This window comes from Bacteroides sp. GD17, assembly GCF_038448625.1.
In the GTDB taxonomy this organism is placed as follows: domain Bacteria; phylum Bacteroidota; class Bacteroidia; order Bacteroidales; family Bacteroidaceae; genus Bacteroides.
This window is the reverse complement of record NZ_JBCEZS010000007.1, coordinates 104,599-120,579: the sequence shown is the minus strand read 5'-3', so window position 1 is coordinate 120,579 and position 15,981 is coordinate 104,599. Positions and strand designations below refer to the sequence as shown.

General features: G+C 37.6%; 17 protein-coding genes. 13 read left to right on the top strand and 4 right to left on the bottom strand.

Going from position 1 to position 15,981, the window contains the following annotated elements; translation table 11 throughout:
• The first annotated feature begins 112 nt into the window (after window positions 1-112).
• Genes AAE250_RS13000 through AAE250_RS12990 form a run of 3 tightly spaced genes read left to right on the top strand, consistent with a single transcriptional unit; the run spans window position 113 to window position 1,706 of the window.
• Window positions 113-1,006: a CPBP family intramembrane glutamic endopeptidase gene (locus AAE250_RS13000; protein ID WP_342289048.1), complete on the top strand. Its 894-nt coding sequence runs from the start codon at window positions 113-115 to the stop codon at window positions 1,004-1,006.
• A gap of 43 nt (window positions 1,007-1,049) precedes the next feature.
• Entirely contained in the window at window positions 1,050-1,289 is a 240-nt protein-coding gene (locus AAE250_RS12995; protein WP_342289047.1) for a DUF4160 domain-containing protein, read from the top strand.
• A gap of 9 nt (window positions 1,290-1,298) precedes the next feature.
• Window positions 1,299-1,706 (top strand): DUF2442 domain-containing protein, encoded by a 408-nt coding sequence (locus AAE250_RS12990; RefSeq protein ID WP_342289046.1) that lies wholly within the window; start codon window positions 1,299-1,301, stop codon window positions 1,704-1,706.
• A 10-nt stretch (window positions 1,707-1,716) separates the two neighbouring features.
• Here AAE250_RS12990 and AAE250_RS12985 read toward each other — a convergent pair whose 3' ends face one another.
• A complete protein-coding gene (locus AAE250_RS12985) occupies window positions 1,717-3,852 on the bottom strand; it encodes a Tex family protein (RefSeq protein WP_342289045.1) in 2,136 nt (711 codons plus the stop codon).
• A gap of 130 nt (window positions 3,853-3,982) precedes the next feature.
• Here AAE250_RS12985 and AAE250_RS12980 point away from each other — a divergent pair, with 130 nt between their 5' ends.
• Window positions 3,983-4,510 (top strand): hypothetical protein, encoded by a 528-nt coding sequence (locus AAE250_RS12980; protein ID WP_342289044.1) that lies wholly within the window; start codon window positions 3,983-3,985, stop codon window positions 4,508-4,510.
• A 97-nt stretch (window positions 4,511-4,607) separates the two neighbouring features.
• Here the strand turns inward: AAE250_RS12980 and AAE250_RS12975 are convergent, their stop codons facing one another.
• From AAE250_RS12975 to AAE250_RS12965, 3 genes are all read right to left on the bottom strand, one after another.
• Window positions 4,608-5,531: a DUF4373 domain-containing protein gene (locus AAE250_RS12975; protein WP_342289043.1), complete on the bottom strand. Its 924-nt coding sequence runs from the start codon at window positions 5,529-5,531 to the stop codon at window positions 4,608-4,610.
• A 40-nt stretch (window positions 5,532-5,571) separates the two neighbouring features.
• On the bottom strand, window positions 5,572-5,919 hold the full coding sequence (locus AAE250_RS12970) for an SH3 beta-barrel fold-containing protein (protein WP_342289042.1): 348 nt from the start codon (window positions 5,917-5,919) through the stop codon (window positions 5,572-5,574).
• 187 nt (window positions 5,920-6,106) lie between these two features.
• Window positions 6,107-6,424, bottom strand: coding sequence for a hypothetical protein (locus AAE250_RS12965; protein ID WP_342289041.1), 318 nt, complete (start codon window positions 6,422-6,424; stop codon window positions 6,107-6,109).
• Window positions 6,425-7,007: 583 nt separating this feature from the next.
• Here AAE250_RS12965 and AAE250_RS12960 point away from each other — a divergent pair.
• The 9 genes from AAE250_RS12960 (at window position 7,008) to wecC (ending at window position 15,973) form a co-directional block, all read left to right on the top strand.
• Window positions 7,008-7,544 (top strand): UpxY family transcription antiterminator, encoded by a 537-nt coding sequence (locus tag AAE250_RS12960; protein ID WP_342289053.1) that lies wholly within the window; start codon window positions 7,008-7,010, stop codon window positions 7,542-7,544.
• Window positions 7,545-7,632: 88 nt separating this feature from the next.
• On the top strand, window positions 7,633-8,127 hold the full coding sequence (locus AAE250_RS12955) for a UpxZ family transcription anti-terminator antagonist (RefSeq protein ID WP_342289040.1): 495 nt from the start codon (window positions 7,633-7,635) through the stop codon (window positions 8,125-8,127).
• Window positions 8,128-8,224: 97 nt separating this feature from the next.
• Window positions 8,225-9,766 (top strand): lipopolysaccharide biosynthesis protein, encoded by a 1,542-nt coding sequence (locus AAE250_RS12950; RefSeq protein WP_342289039.1) that lies wholly within the window; start codon window positions 8,225-8,227, stop codon window positions 9,764-9,766.
• The gene (locus AAE250_RS12945; protein WP_342289038.1) at window positions 9,754-10,965 is read left to right on the top strand and encodes a polysaccharide pyruvyl transferase family protein; all 1,212 of its coding nucleotides are present in this window, start codon (window positions 9,754-9,756) and stop codon (window positions 10,963-10,965) included. Before AAE250_RS12950 ends, AAE250_RS12945 begins: the two co-directional genes overlap by 13 nt.
• An 11-nt stretch (window positions 10,966-10,976) precedes the next feature.
• Complete coding sequence (locus AAE250_RS12940) at window positions 10,977-11,627, top strand: GDSL-type esterase/lipase family protein (protein ID WP_342289037.1); 651 nt, start codon at window positions 10,977-10,979, stop codon at window positions 11,625-11,627.
• Window positions 11,624-12,217, top strand: coding sequence for a DapH/DapD/GlmU-related protein (locus tag AAE250_RS12935; RefSeq protein ID WP_342289036.1), 594 nt, complete (start codon window positions 11,624-11,626; stop codon window positions 12,215-12,217). Before AAE250_RS12940 ends, AAE250_RS12935 begins: the two co-directional genes overlap by 4 nt.
• Complete coding sequence (locus tag AAE250_RS12930; RefSeq protein WP_342289035.1) at window positions 12,205-13,413, top strand: Coenzyme F420 hydrogenase/dehydrogenase, beta subunit C-terminal domain; 1,209 nt, start codon at window positions 12,205-12,207, stop codon at window positions 13,411-13,413. The genes AAE250_RS12935 and AAE250_RS12930 overlap by 13 nt, the downstream gene beginning before the upstream one ends.
• A 25-nt stretch (window positions 13,414-13,438) precedes the next feature.
• Window positions 13,439-14,680: a polysaccharide pyruvyl transferase family protein gene (locus AAE250_RS12925; protein ID WP_342289034.1), complete on the top strand. Its 1,242-nt coding sequence runs from the start codon at window positions 13,439-13,441 to the stop codon at window positions 14,678-14,680.
• Between the two features lie 87 nt (window positions 14,681-14,767).
• The gene (wecC, locus tag AAE250_RS12920; RefSeq protein ID WP_342289033.1) at window positions 14,768-15,973 is read left to right on the top strand and encodes a UDP-N-acetyl-D-mannosamine dehydrogenase; all 1,206 of its coding nucleotides are present in this window, start codon (window positions 14,768-14,770) and stop codon (window positions 15,971-15,973) included.
• The last annotated feature ends 8 nt before the right edge of the window (window positions 15,974-15,981 follow it).

Here is a 15,981-nt window from a genome sequence, read left to right as displayed (position 1 = left end):
TCTGATTTCAGATTAGTTGACTTTTCAAATATAAGAAGAAAACGGCAGGAATAAATGAAGTTTTTCCTTTTTATTATTATTTTTGTCACATATTAATCTATATGAAAATAAGATGGGAATAGAAGAAAAGCTAAATGAAGGTGTTGTTGTGTCTAAATCAAAGCGTTTATGGCTGACGGCACTTGATGTCATATTGTTCATCGTGCTCTGGGGAGCTTTTGCGTTCTTTATTACCATGCCTTTCTCACTTTTGTTTAAGGGGCTGAGCGAGGTGAGTAGTACTAATGTCCCGTTGCTTATATTGCAGGAAACACTGTTGCTGGTTGCTGCATTTCTTGCAGCATGGATTTTATTGAGCCGCCGCGGACGACCTCTTACGAGTTTGGGGTTGTCTCTGCACGAAGGGCGGTGGAAAGACTTGTTTAGCGGAGCTTTGTTTGCTGTCCTTCTCTATGCCGTTGGTTTCGGACTCTCCCTGTTGTTGGGAGCCGTGGAGGTGGCGGGTGCTTCCTTTCAGCCGTCTTCTTTGTTGATGGCCCTTACATATTTCTTCTTGGTGGGCGTTACGGAAGAGCTGGTACTGCGTGGTTTCGTTTTAGGACGTATGCTGGATGGTGGAGTGAATAAATTCTGGGCATTGTTTCTGTCTTCGGCCATTTTTTCTCTGTTGCATATCTTCAACCCGAATTTTGCATTTGTTCCGTTCCTCAATATTCTGCTGGCAGGATTATTGCTGGGTGCTTCTTATATATATACGCGTAACCTTTGTTTTCCTATTGCCCTGCATTGGTTCTGGAACTGGCTGCAAGGACCTATATTGGGTTATGAGGTCAGTGGCAACCGATTTACTGATAGTCTGATTGCGCTTCGCCTGCCCGAAGCAAACCTGATAAACGGAGGAGCCTTCGGGTTTGAAGGCTCCATCCTTTGTACCGTTCTTATGATAGTGGGTACAGCGCTTATCATTGGTTATTATACAATTCGTCAAAAGACTTGCGGGAATTAAAAATAATACCTATCTTTGTGTAGAACATAACAAAACATATATTATGCCGGAAATATTTAGATTTTTTGGTTTCTCATTTTTCTATTATAGTAAGGAGCATGAGCCTCCGCACGTGCACGTAGAAGGTGCGAATGGTATAGCTAAGTTTGAATGGAATGGTGAGAACTTTATTTTAAAAGAGAAACAAGGAATTAAAACCAATGATATAAAACGTATATCCGGTGTTATAGAGGAAAATAAAGATTTAATAATAAAGCATTGGAATAACTATTTTAAAAGATGAGATAAGTGTATGAAGATTAGAGAAATTTGGTTTAATGGAGACTATATCTATGGGAAGGACGAACATGGAAATGAATATCGCCAGTCTCTTCTTTGGTATCCTAAGCTAAAGGATGCTTCGGATGAAGAACGCTCTTCCTATACATTTGGTTTTGATGGAATACACTGGAGAAAACTAGATGAAGACATTAGTTTTGAAAGTTTTGTGTATGAGGATGCAGAGCCAACTCCGCTTCAGAAATTCTTCCTTGCTCATAAAGAATTAAATGTAGCGGAGTTTGCTAAGCTGATAGGTATTAATGCTACTCTGTTGCGAAATTATATCAATGGTTTTAAAAAGCCATCTAAAGAGCGGGAAGCATTGATATTAGAGCAGATTCATCGTTTAGGAGTCGAGTTTGCTCAAGTCGCATTTTAAAGTCGTTTTTTTATTCTTGCGATACTCCTATCATTGTCAGCTGAATTCTTTTGCGGGCAGTATCTATGTTGAGTACTTTCACGCGTACGTGCTGATGAATGGAAACTACCTCGTTAGGGTCTGATATAAATCTTTCGGCAAGCTGGGAGAGGTGTATCAGGCCATTTTCTTTAATACCTATATCGACGAATGCGCCGAAGTTTGTGATGTTTCCTACGATACCGGGCAGTTCCATACCTTCGCGCAAGTCGTTGATGGTACGTACGTTCTTGTCGAATTCGAAGATTTTGATCGGTCCGCGCGGGTCACGTCCGGGTTTGTCCAGTTCTTGCAAGATGTCTTTTAGTGTAGGCATACCTACGGTGGGAGAGAGGTAACGTTCCGGATTTATTTTCAGACGCAGTTCTTTGCTGGCTATCAGTTCGGCTACACTGCATCCCAGGTCTTTTGCCATTTGCTCTACGATGCAGTAGCTTTCAGGATGCACGGCGGTATTGTCCAACGGATTTTTAGCTTGAGGAATGCGCAGGAAGCCGGCACATTGTTCGAAGGCTTTGGCACCCATGCGCGGAACCTTCATCAACTCCTTGCGAGAGGAGAATGCACCGTTCTCGGCACGATAGTTTACGATGTTTTGTGCCAGTTGAGGGCCTAATCCCGAAATGTAAGTCAGCAAATGGCTGCTTGCAGTGTTCAGGTTGACGCCAACCAGGTTTACACAATTCTCTACGGTTTGGTCCAGCGACTTTTTCAGTTTGGTTTGATCTACGTCGTGCTGGTATTGCCCCACGCCAATGGACTTCGGGTCAATCTTCACCAGCTCGGCCAGCGGGTCCATCAGGCGTCGCCCTATAGATACTGCACCACGTACGGTGACGTCATATTCCGGAAACTCATCACGGGCAATTTTAGAAGCCGAGTAAATGGATGCACCTTGCTCGCTGACGACGAATACTTGTATTTCACGCGTGAATACCTGTCGTTTCAAGAAATCCTCCGTTTCCCGGCTGGCTGTTCCATTGCCGATGGCAACGGCATCAATCTTGTATGCCTCTATCATTTTCTGTAGTTTGGAGAAGGCTTCTTTCGGTTTGTTCACCGGTGGATGAGGATAGATGTTTTCATTGTGCAGTAAGTTTCCTTGTGCATCCAGACATACCACTTTGCAGCCTGTGCGGAATCCGGGGTCTATACCCATTACACGTTTTTGTCCCAAAGGTGACGCAAGTAACAGCTGACGGAGGTTTTCTGCAAACACTTTGATTGCCTCTTCATCGGCGCGCTCTTTGCTTTGTGCGGCAAATTCCGTTTCAATGGAAGGTTTCAGCAAGCGCTTGTAGGCATCTTGCACGGCTTCTGTCACTTGCTGTCCGCAAGCGTTGTTGCTGCGTACAAACTGGCGTTCCAGCCGTTCCACGCATTCCTCGTCGTTAGGACTGATGCTGACTTTCAACAATCCTTCAGCCTCTGCCCGACGAATGGCAAGCAAACGGTGGGAACTGCATCGTTTCAGTGGCTCCGAGCAGTCAAAGTAATCGCGGTATTTGGCGGCCTCTTCTTCCTTACCTTTCACTACTTTGGCAGTCAATACACCCTGGCGGGCAAAGTAGTTACGCACACTGTTTCTTGCTTGTTCGTCTTCACTTACATGTTCGGCAATGATGTCGCGGGCACCTTTCAGAGCATCTTCCACATCCTTCACATCGCCTTTTACATAGCTGGCTGCACGATCTTCGGGATGAGGTTCCCGTTGCAGCATCAGCAGGGTGGCAAGTGGTTCCAGACCCTTCTGCCGGGCTGCTTCCGCACGGGTCTTGCGCTTGGGTTTGTAGGGGAGGTAGATATCTTCCAGCACGGTGTTGTCCCAGGTCGATTCAATGCGCTTTTGGAGCTCGGGTGTCAGTTTCCCTTGTTCCGTGATGGTGCTGAGGATGGTTTCTTTCCGTTTGGCTGTCTCATTCAGCTTCTCATATTGCGTCTGGATAGCTTCAATCTGTACTTCGTCCAGGCCGCCCGTCATTTCTTTGCGGTAGCGGCTGATGAAAGGGATGGTTGCCCCGTCATTCAGCAAGCCGAGCGTCTGGCTGATTTGTTTTTCTGATATGCCGAGTGTGTCGGATATCATGCGGTGAAAGTTTTGTATCATTTGCGTCTTTTAATTTTGCGCCAAAAGTACGAAAAACAATTGTAGCATAAAAATAAACTTCATATTCTTGGAGAAATCGTTTCTTTTCACGAAGTTTGTCAAATATAACCAACTTAAAAATATTGAAAATATGGGAACTGCAAAGAGTAATCCCTTTTGGGGAATAGTTATGGAGATGCTTAATCAGAAATTTAAAGAAGCATTCGGGAAAGACGTCAAGGAAGTGTTGGAGTTTGTTATGGCAAATTTGAACAGTGACTTTGAAAAGCAATGTCTGGTTTGTTACTTTCTGGGTAAAGGAGCACCGTTACAAGTGAGCGATGATGTCTTTAAAAGAGCAGCTGCGGTAGCTGTCGAAGCTCGTGCGGCAAGTGAAAAGAGATATGGTGGACCAACTCCCGTTACTATCGACGGCAAGAAATATTATTCTCAGGTTATCTCTTTCTATGATTCCGATGAATTCAATTATGCTTTCGGTTGTGCAACGGTTTTCTTTGATGAGAACGGCGTACCGGTAGGTCTGAAAGACCGTTATGATTTCGATATGGCCGGACATCGGGACAAGATGGCTGAGAAACTGACGGAACTCATGGCTAAAATAGAGCATTCCAAGTTGGGTGGCAAACCGTATGATATCTATTACGGAATCCATGATTAGGATTCAATTAATATCGTGTCAACAGGATGTTAATTTCCTGCCGACACGATATTTGTTTCTTGTATGACACGATATTAATACTTTGGCCGACACGAAGTTAATTTGTTCCCTTCACGTTTCTTCTCTCCTTGGCGAGGGCTGCGATCAGGTACTTTCCCTTGGTGTTTACTACGCTCCATCGTGTATCGTGGATGATTCTCCATACGGGGTGCCCCAACCTGCCGTAGTCTGACAGTCGCAGGATGGTTTTCTGCTCGTCCAGATTGCTGATGTGCAGTTGCTCCATGTCCAGCAGCAGGCATTCCAGGTTATGGGTCTGTTTGTTGTAGGCATATCCCGGAATTTCTATGGCAGAATTTCCCGTCACATTTCCTCCGTTCTCCCCCGGGGGAGTAAGAGGGGGAAGTGCTTTACTTTCGTTTGCTCTACTTTCATTTGCTTTGCTTTCTTTGCTTTCTTTGCTTTGTTGTGGATTGCATGCATTTTCGGAGGAATTGTCTGCATGTTGTGCGCAATTTCCCTGTTCTTGCGTACAATTAGCATTTTCATTGCCATTGTTGCTTTCGTTGCTTTTCCCGTTTTCGTTGCCTGTATCGCTTTTATTATCTTTCTCATCTTTCTCGCTTCCCTCTGCTTTAACCAGCAGGTAGGGCAGGGAGGGTAAGTCCCTTTTTCTCCGCTTGGTGGCTTCAAGCCATACTTTCTGTATTTCAATGGAAGTCAGTACCTGCTGTTCCCGGTATGTTTTCAGGTCGAAGAATCCCTTTTCCACCAGTATATCCACAATACCCTGCATTTCTTGCTCGTTGATGTCTTTTCCCGCCTTATTGGTGAAGAGCAGGCATTGCTCTTCATCCCATTTCAGGTAATATCCGTTTTCTTTGTGTATCTTGCACAGCAGCTTCATAATTGCTGCTGTGCTTTTCAATCCGAATTTAGCTTCTGCCAATTCTATCGGTACTTCGTCCATGAAGCTTACTTTGAACGGGAAATATAGCATTCCCCCATACGTCATTGCCATTTCTTCTAATTTTTAGTTTTTAATTTTTCACTTTTCGTTCTCAATTAATCGGTCTCCATTCCAGGAAGTTTTCCATTTGGAAGCTTCTCCATGCTTGCAGTTCCACGTCCCAGTAGACGATGGTGCTTGTCACTTTGGTGATGTCATACTCTCTTTGGAAGCTTGTTTCGTAGAACCGAAGGGTTGCCTTTACCAGTTTGAATGTCCCGTCCTGTTTGTGATAGGCTATGAGCGCGTAGCCGTATTGCATGTGGTCGATAAGACTTTCGATTCTTTCTGCCATCCAAGAGGCACACGTTTCCGTGTACCCCTTTTCAAGCATGATACGTATTTTCCATAGATTTTTGAGTGCTTCGTGAAGTGAAGCGGGCTTTTTCATTTTCTTCATTTTGTTCAATTTGAGTTAATAAATTTGTTGTTTATTCAGCAGATAATCAGGTATAAAAAGAAAGATGCCTTCTTCTTGAGGAAGCGGCATCTTTTCAGTTGTGGCTTGATCTTTGCTAAAGTGGCGGCAAAGATAAAGCCTTTTCATGATAAGTTGATCGTCGTTAATTATTGGCTGTGTTTTGTTATTATTTATTCTTTTTATTCTTTGGTTTCTTACGGAGGTATTCTTTCCAAATTTCGGTAAAGTCATCCTTTATTGTATTGAATGATAAAGGTTTTCCGCTTTTTGTGACGAATATCTTCCGTTCGGTAATGAAACGCTCTAACGTAGCTAGTCCGGCTTTCGGATCCACTCCCATGTCTCCTTTCAGGAACATATCCAGAAGGAGTGTTTCCAAGCGTTCTCGCTCTTGATAAATACCTGGTATATCTGCTCCACGTTTAGGACCTCTCTTTTTCTTAATATCTTGTTTTAAAGTTAGTTCACTATTATTCCTGTTCACGTTTGCAGTTTTTTTTATCCTGCTTTTTATAACTATTCTTATTCATATTCGTATATTTTTTAAGCTAAATAATTAGCGACGAAAAAAAATCACGAATGGCGAAAATACTCTTTTGCGTAGTAATGAGCAAGGATTGGATGCAAATTGTTGAGGAAAGGAGATTCTTTTTTGAATACAACTAGTTTTATATCAGTGAGTTATCGTTGATTTTGGAGGCGTTTTTTAAACGTTCGTTTAATGGACGCAAAGATAAGGCAGTTTTTTGAATCTCCCAAAATGTTTAATAAAAATATTTCTATGATTGCACCTTTTATACTATAATGCATTGTATATTAGAATATTGCATCCTAACATTTCTATCTTTAATTTCCGCTCCTTTTTAACTTTTACGCCTCTTTTATTTTTCTGAAAACTTGACGCCCAAAAAACGAACGTTTATTGAACGCTTTTTGCTTGTAACTCGTTCGTTTATACGGTTTTATATACATTTATTTGTCGATACGGTTTGAAAGAGCAAAATGTCTCGATCGAGCCGCGAAGCGTACCCAAAACTGACTTCCACTTATCTATTAAACTTCATCAAGTGCTTGAAAATCAAAAATATTGGTTCGCAGCTCGTACACTAAGTAAACAGGAGTTTGCTGTAAAGAAGCGTATTGAGAAGTTGAATTTGGAGGAGCAAATGGATGTAGAATGCTATCTTCCCACCCGTACTGTGGTTACACAACTAAAATATCGTCGGAAGCGTAGTGTTGTTCCAGTTGCTCGTGGTCTTATCTTTATTCATGCCACCAAACAGTCTGCCTGTGATATCCCTAATGTTTATGGTGTTCAAGTTTTCTATATGAAGGATCTTTCCACGCATTCCATGCTGGTAGTTCCTGATAAGCAAATGCAGGATTTCATGTTTGTGATGGATTTGAGCCCTGATGGTGTTTGCTTCGACAACGAGCCTCTCACTATTGGCAAAAAGGTTATGGTCGTCAAAGGGGAATTTAGTGGCATTGAAGGTGAAATTGCTACGGAAGCCAATAAAACATACGTTGTTATTCGTATTACAGGTGTTTTGGTGGCGAGCATCAAAGTTCCAAAATCCTATCTGAAGATAATCAAAGCTTAAAATATTTTTGTTTTTTGTTGTCATCCTGAGCTTGTCGAAGGATCTCTTCTCTCTTATTTCATATTTGCAAATTATAAAACTCAATAAGATGAATTCTCTACTTTCTCGTGCTCTTGAGCTTCAACAAGCAGCTCACGATCTTATGTATCTGAATGTGGATGCTGGACCCATTTATTCTGATGATTTTTGTCGGCTGAATAAAGACGTTCTTGTTAAATCAGATTCTCTATTCTCAGCAAAAGGTTCTGATATTGAAGAAGAAGCCAATCTGTGTTTGGCTCTTTTGATGGGGTATAATGCTACTATTTATGATAATGGGGATAAGGGGCAAAAAAAACAGGCTGTTTTAGATCGCATCTTTAATATTTTGGAGCAACTTCCAGCTTCTTTGTTAAAAATCCGTTTGCTGACTTATTGTTATGGAGAGGTTTATGAGGAATATCTGTTTCAGGAGGCTCATTCAATTATTAATAGTTGGGATAAGGCGATTTTGACTACTGAACAAGTAGAGATTGTTGAAGAACTGAAGAACTTTAAAGATAATCCATATCCCTTTGAAGAAATAGAGGAGGGAACTCTATGATATTTTAATTTTCTATGAACATCTTTTATCCAAGTGTGGGGTGAAAGTCCCTCTGCTTACTATGTTAATTAGAGGTGTTTATAAATCCATGGTTTGTATGACGAGAATATCGGAAAGCAATAAACGAATAGCTAAAAATACATTGATGTTGTATTTTCGCATGTTTATTACTATGGCTATTTCTTTATATACAAGCCGGATAGTACTGAATGCTTTAGGTGTAAATGATTTTGGGATATACAATATTGTCGGTGGTATTGTTGCTTGCTTTGCATTCATAAATTCTGCGTTAACGTCTTCTTCTACTAGATATATTTCGGTTGTTATAGCAATAGGTGACTTTTGTGAACGAAAAAAAGTATTTAGTGCAACATTTATTCTACATTTAGTATGTGCATTAATTATATTTCTTATACTTGAAACTATAGGCTTGTGGTTTGTTAATAATTATCTGGTAATACCTAATGATCGTATTTTTGCAGCAAATATCATATATCAGTTTTCTATATTTACGAGTGTAGTCACAATCATTACAGTGCCATACTCTGCTACAATTGTAGCTAATGAAAAAATGGAGGTCTTTGCCTATTTGGCTGTAGTTGATGTAGTGCTTAAATTGATTTTATCAATATCTATTTTTTATTATTCTAAGGATAAGCTGATATTGTATAGCTTTCTTATGATGCTGTCATCAGGATTGATTGCTGTATTGAATATTATATACTGCTATAAAAAGTTTGCTGAATGTCATAAACTATTTTTTAAAATAGAGACAACAACAATGCGGTCTATGTCTAAGTACATAGGCTGGAGTATGTATTCTAATCTAGCTCATATATCTTATTTGCAAGGAATTAATATACTGTTGAATTTATTTTTTGGTCCGGCAGTGAATGCTGCAAGAGCTCTGGCAGTTAATGTTCAAAGTGCGGTTATGGGATTTACCAACAATTTTCAGATGGCTCTAAATCCACAGATAATAAAGAATTATGCAGATGGTTCTACAGAGGTGCTATTAAAATTGGTATATCGAAGTGTTCGTTTCTCATTCTATTTATTATCTGTATTAATAATACCTATATTACTATCTGTCGATGTATTACTAAAGAGTTGGTTAGGTATTGTTCCGACCTATACATGTGTGTTCTGTCGGTTAATTTTGATTGCAAGTTTTGTAAATGCCTTTAGTAATCCTTTAATGACTTTAATTCAAGCTAATGGAAAGTTAAAGATAAATAGTCTTTATACCGGGAATTGTTTGCTATTGATACTTCCGGTATCTTATCTTTTTTTAAAACTAGGGTATGAACCTCCAATTGTTTTTGTTATCAATGTGTTCTTTTACATATTAGCGTTTATTATCAGACTATATATTGTGAAAGGCTTTATGGATTTTGCAGTGAAAAACTTTGTATGGGTCTGTTTGGTGAAACCATTTGGAGTTATCCTTCTTCCTCTTATTCTATCAATCACTTTTAATTCAATAGTACCTAGGACACTTTTAGCGATGATTATTTATGATATGGCAGTCTTTCTTCTGGTTTTAATTTTTATATATTTGTTTGGCTTGGAGAACGGAGAGAAAGATTTTTTAAAAAATAAAGTTATATGTTATTTGCATAGAAAATGGGAAAAGTGAAAATTTTAATTTCGGTTTATGCCGGTATTACTAATAAAGGAACAGAAGCCCTTTTAAGAGGAACTGGTAAAATTTTGTACGATAAGTTTGGGGATAATATAGAACTAAGTATGTCTTCTATTCAGCCTCATATAGATAAAACTAAAGAACTTCCATATTATCAATATTATTATTTGAGAGATTTAAGTAGTCTTCCTAAAATAGGGCTAATTATCAGATGTTTATTGAAAGGTCTTAAAATATTGAGATTGGAGGATCTATCCTTTACACTTAATTATTCTCCACTATATAGAGCAGTGAAAAAACAGGATATCTTTATTGAGATGGGTGCAGATAATTATGATGTGGAATATGGTAGAGGTTATTTGAGCCTATATAAAATCCATGATTGGATAAGACGCCATTCTAAAGTCAAAATGTTACTTTATAATTGTTCTCTTAATAAAGAATCTGTAACAACTGATTTTATAAGGGAAATAGAGCGGTTTGACCTTATGACAATCAGGGAAACAGAAACTTTGAGCAATTTGTCGCAACTTTATGCGGGTGATAAAGCCTTTTATTGTCCTGATCCAGCATTTATAATGGAGTCGAAGAAAACTGAACTTCCTTCTATTTTAATAAAAAGAGACTGTGTAGGGATAAATTTGAGTAATCTGATAGTACGTAATGTGTATGCTCCAAACGCTAAGGAGATTGCACTAGCCAATTATTATTATTTAATTGATACTATCTTGGCAAAAACAGAAATGGGGATTCTTTTGTTGCCACATGTTATGAAAAATGCAGATTTATCAGTTCTGAAAGTTTTATATGAAAAATATGTAGATAATGATCGGGTTTATTTGCTGGATAATGAAGATTTATCTGCTCCTGAAATAAAATATATAATCTCCCATCTTAAATTTTTAGTAACGGCTCGTACTCATGCATCAATTGCTGCTTACTCAACATATATTCCGACTCTCGTTTTGGGGTATTCAGTAAAATCAAAAGGTATTGCAAAAGATTTATTTGGGGAAGTAGAAAAATATGTTATTTCAATAAAGAACTTGCAGAACAAAACAGATCTTTGGAAATGTTTTGAATGGATTATGCAACATGAAGATGAAATTAGAAACCAACTTAAAAAGGTAGTTCCTCAGTATATCGAACAGTCGAAAAAGATAGGTAATCTAGTTAAACAACTTATGAAATAGATGTTACACATATGAGTTCTATACGTTTTTGTCTTATATTAATGTTTATCTTATTCTGTTCTGTTAGTTGTAATAATACAGGTAAGAAGGTTATTGCAGGAGCTTATAATAGAAAATGTTCAGTTTTTAAGTCTATACCTCCAATAGTTGAGGGAAAAAAAGAAATTATATTCTTGGGACATTCTTTAATTAATGAGTTCTTAATCAATGAGTATTTAAGCCCCGGAGATTCTTTGAGACTTATTAATATGGGGATAGGTGGAGACGATACTCGTGGAGTGTATTATCGTCGGCATATCGCATTTGATCGGAAGCCTAAGGCTATTTTTATGGAAGTAGGAATTAATGATCTTCATAATTCTGAGCCTAATGATACAATATTGTATTACTATAACTTGATATTGAGAGATGCACGGGATATGGGAATTAAAGTTTATCTATCGAATATATTTCCAAGTAAGCTCTCTTTATCTAATGATATTAAATATATAAATAATAAATTGAAGGAAATGTGTTTGCTATATAATCATCAATATATTGATGTCTATTCAGTCTTTCAATATGATGATTCATTAGATCCTGTTTATGATTGTGGTGACCATGTACATCTTTCTGGCAGGGGGTATATAAAATGGGCGGAAATTATAAAGCCATATTTATGAATATTCTGAAATCTATTTATTACAGTTTAAAAAATAAAGCCTATATAAGAATTTATAGGCATACGAGATTTGTTTTGAGAAGTGGAGCCTCGTATAAATTTGTAGGAAAAGTTGAGGTCGGAAAAGTTTGGTCAGGATGGGGATTCTCACAACCTACTACTTTTTTAGTCAAATCAAATGGGAGAGTTGAAATAACAGATTTTGCAGCGCATTCTGGTTCTACAATAGTTGTAATGGAATATGCTGTTCTAAAAATTAAATCCGGTTTTATTAATCGAAATACGACTATTGTATGCTCCAAAGAAATTACTATTGGTGAAAATATCACCATTGCTCAAAATGTAATTATTCGAGATTCAGATATTCATCATTTGATTGTTGATGGAAAAGAATTAGAGAATGCAAAACCTATTTGTATAGGTAACAATGTATGGATAGGAACAGGAGCAATCATTCTAAAAGGAGTTACTATTGGAGACAATGCTGTAATAGCAGCCGGTGCTGTTGTGACAAAAGATGTGCCTGCAAATACACTTTTTGCGGGGAATCCTGCTGAAATGAAAAAAACTAATGTGCAATGGTGCAGATGAATGTTCGTTCAATTTCTCATAATGATTGTACGGGATGCTATGCGTGCCAAAACATTTGTCCTCAAAATTGTATAATATTAAAAGAAGATGACAAAGGATTCTCTTATCCAATTATTGAGGAAGATAAATGTATTAATTGTGGTTTATGTTATCGAATTTGTCCAACAGTTAGGCCATATAGTTTTGAAAAGGATTATAAAGTACAATCATATTCCCTTAATGCTTCTTATGATATCTGTCTTAAATCATCCTCTGGTGGCGTTTTTTCAGTATTTGCTAATTATATTATAAGTAGAGGTGGCGTTGTTTTTGGAGCTAAGTCTAACGGACTAGAGCATGTATGGCATGATGAAGCTTCGTGCCTTGAAGAACTTGATGCATTGAGACGATCAAAATATTTTCAGAGTGATATTGGCTTTACTTTTCGGAAAATAGAAAAAATCCTTCATAATAATCAGTTGGTACTTTTTGTAGGTACTCCCTGCCAAGTTGCAGGTTTGAAAAACTTTCTTCGTAAAGAATATGCAAATCTTATTACTTGCGATTTGATATGTCATGGGATTCCTTCAAAGATGGTTTTTCGGAGGTTTATTAAAGAGGTAGAAGAGCTGAAGAAAAAACGAATTGTTGCTTATTATAGGGATTCTTCTCAATGGGCTCCTGTCATATTTACTACGAAATATGCAGATGGTGAAATAGACACATTGTCTTATGATAAAGACTGGTTTAACCAGTTGTTTCATTCTAACCTTATACAACGTCCATCGTGTCGTCATTGTCAATTCTGCAAAATTCCAAGAGTAGGGGAATTTACTTTAGGTGATGATTGGGCTTATTATAATAAGAATATAGGTAATACTGAGAGGTTAAAATATGGTCGCTCCTATTTATTGCTGAATAATAAAAAGGCAGACATTTTTTTTGAAGAGGTTAAAGCTGATTTTGTTGACATAAAAAATGCGGGTTATATCAGAGGAGGACATATTACTGTTCGGCCCAAGAAAAATCTATTAACTCCATATTTTTATGCTGATGCTAAAAAAAACGATATAACGAAAATCATGTGGAAATATACAACAAGGCAATCTATTCCTTTGAAAGTTCTTTTATTTCTTATTTATATGCCGAATCGAATTATTTCGATAATCAATGCTGTTTTGAGAAAATTGATATATTGTACGAAGAAACTATTGTAAACTAATATATTCAACTTATTATTTTATGAAAATTGGACTATTAGCATATCATGCAGCATGCAATTTTGGTGCAAATCTACAGTTATTGTCTACTGTAGAATATTTAAAAAAAGAATTTGAATCTGTCCTAGTTATAAATTGGGTGCCTATAGATTTAGAAGAATATTATAGAGACGTGACTCCAAAATGCCAATATAAGATGCATTTGCAGTTTCAAAAAGAGTATTATCATTTGACTTCTCTTTGCAGAACAGCAGAGGATGTAGCAAATGTTATAATGATGGAAGGTATACAGGCTGTAATTATTGGAAGTGATGCAGTTGCTCAATGTCATCCTTTTATTTCTAGGATTTCATTTCCGACACTCACATTGTTTTCTGTAAATAAGTTGACAGAAGATAGGAAATTCCCCAATCCTTTTTGGGGAACATTTAATGATTATTTAAAGAAACCAATTCCTATAGCTGTTATATCAGCGTCATCTCAAGACACAGCCTTCAATTTGATTGGTGAGAAAACCCGAAAAAAAATATCCGGTGCTATTGAATCTTATAAATATGTTTCAGTAAGAGATGTATGGACACAAAAGATGTTTAGTTCTTTGACCCGAAATGCTATTAATCCTCCTATTACTCCAGATCCTGTTTTTGGATTTAATCATAATGTGTGTATGAATATCAGTTTAGATAAAGATTTTATTATTCGGAAATTCGATTTACCGGAAGATTATTTACTATTTAGTTTTCATGATTCACGTACAGTATCTATCGGCTGGTTAGAGCATATAGAAAAATTGGCAGCCGAGAAGGGTTTGTGCTGTGTGGCGATGCCTTTTACAAACGGATTAAAATTTGAGAATAAACTCAAAAAGAAAATAGATCTTCCTTTATCTCCGTTAGAATGGTATTATTTGATTAAATACTCAAAAGGATATATTGGTCATAATATGCATCCGATTGTAATCGCTCTTCATAATGCTGTACCGTTTTTTAGTTTTGATAATTATGGAACACGGTACGTGCGTGGTGGATTGCTATCTAATGAAAAAACAAGTAAGATATACCATATACTGTCTGAAGCTGATTATATGGAAAATCGAAGTTCATGTATCAATCGTTTATCTACCCCACCTGTTCCGGATTATGTCATGCAGAAAATACTAGATTTCGATGTGGAGAAAGCAAAGAAATTTGCGGATACATATTATCAAAAATATAGGTTTATGATGCGCGATATGTGTAGTTCGCTAAAATTGGCGTTGGATTAATATGGATAATTCTCTAAATATCAGTCTATAAAATTGGATGACTACCCCATATGAAATACTAAATCATTAAATATTTAATATAAAAAGATGAAAGCTTGTTTTATGGGCTTGGGGTATATTGGCTTACCCACAGCTATTATTGCTGCTAAACATGGTATTCAAGTAACCGGAGTTGACATTAATCCTAAGGTGGTCGCAATGACCAATCAAGGTCAATTGCACATTATTGAACCAGGTATGCAGGAACTTCTTCAAGAAGTTATTTCTTTCAGTCAACTGAAAGCTTCTACCACTCCTGAAATAAGCGATGCTTATTTTATGGTTGTTCCTACTCCTTTCAAAGGGAATCATGAACCTGATATATCTTATGTGGAAGCTGCAACTCGTGCCGTTATTCCTTTGCTGAAAGAAGGTGATTTGTACGTTATAGAGTCTACATCCCCAGTAGGCACTACTGATAAGATGGCAGAATTGATTTTTGATTTACGTCCGGAATTGAAAGACAATATTTTTATAGCTTATTGCCCTGAGCGTGTTCTTCCCGGTAATGTCATTTATGAGCTTGTTCATAATGACCGTGTAATCGGTGGAATGAATGACGCTTCAACAGATAAGGCTATTGAATTTTATAGTCGTTTTGTAAAGGGAAGGCTTCATCGTACCAATTGTAAGACGGCTGAGATGTGCAAACTGACAGAGAATTCTTCGCGTGACGTACAGATAGCCTTTGCAAACGAATTATCTCTGATTTGTGACAAGGCCGGTATCAATATTTGGGAACTGATAAGTTTAGCCAACAAGCATCCACGTGTGAATATCCTTCAGCCGGGATGTGGTGTAGGTGGACATTGCATAGCTGTAGATCCTTACTTTATTACGGCAAATTTTCCGATGGAGTCTAAGATTATCTCCACAGCTCGTGAAATTAATAACTATAAAGCCTTCTGGTGTGTGGAGAAAGTCCAGAATGCTATGCTCAAGTTTGAGTTGGAGCACCATCGCCAACCTGCAATTGCCATGATGGGACTTGCTTTTAAACCAGATATTGATGATTTGCGTGAGGCTCCTGCCAAATACATTACTACTAAAGTAATGCAAAGTTGCAATAATGCAGATATTCTGGTTGTAGAACCCAATGTTCAGGAGCATAATGTCTTTAAGCTTACAGACTATAAGGAAGCTTATGCAAAGGCTGACATTGTAGTATTCCTGGTGGCTCATACTCCTTTTAAGTCTCTTCCTTATGATGACGGGAAAGTCATTCTTGACTTCTGTGGCATCTACAAGAAATAATCAATTAG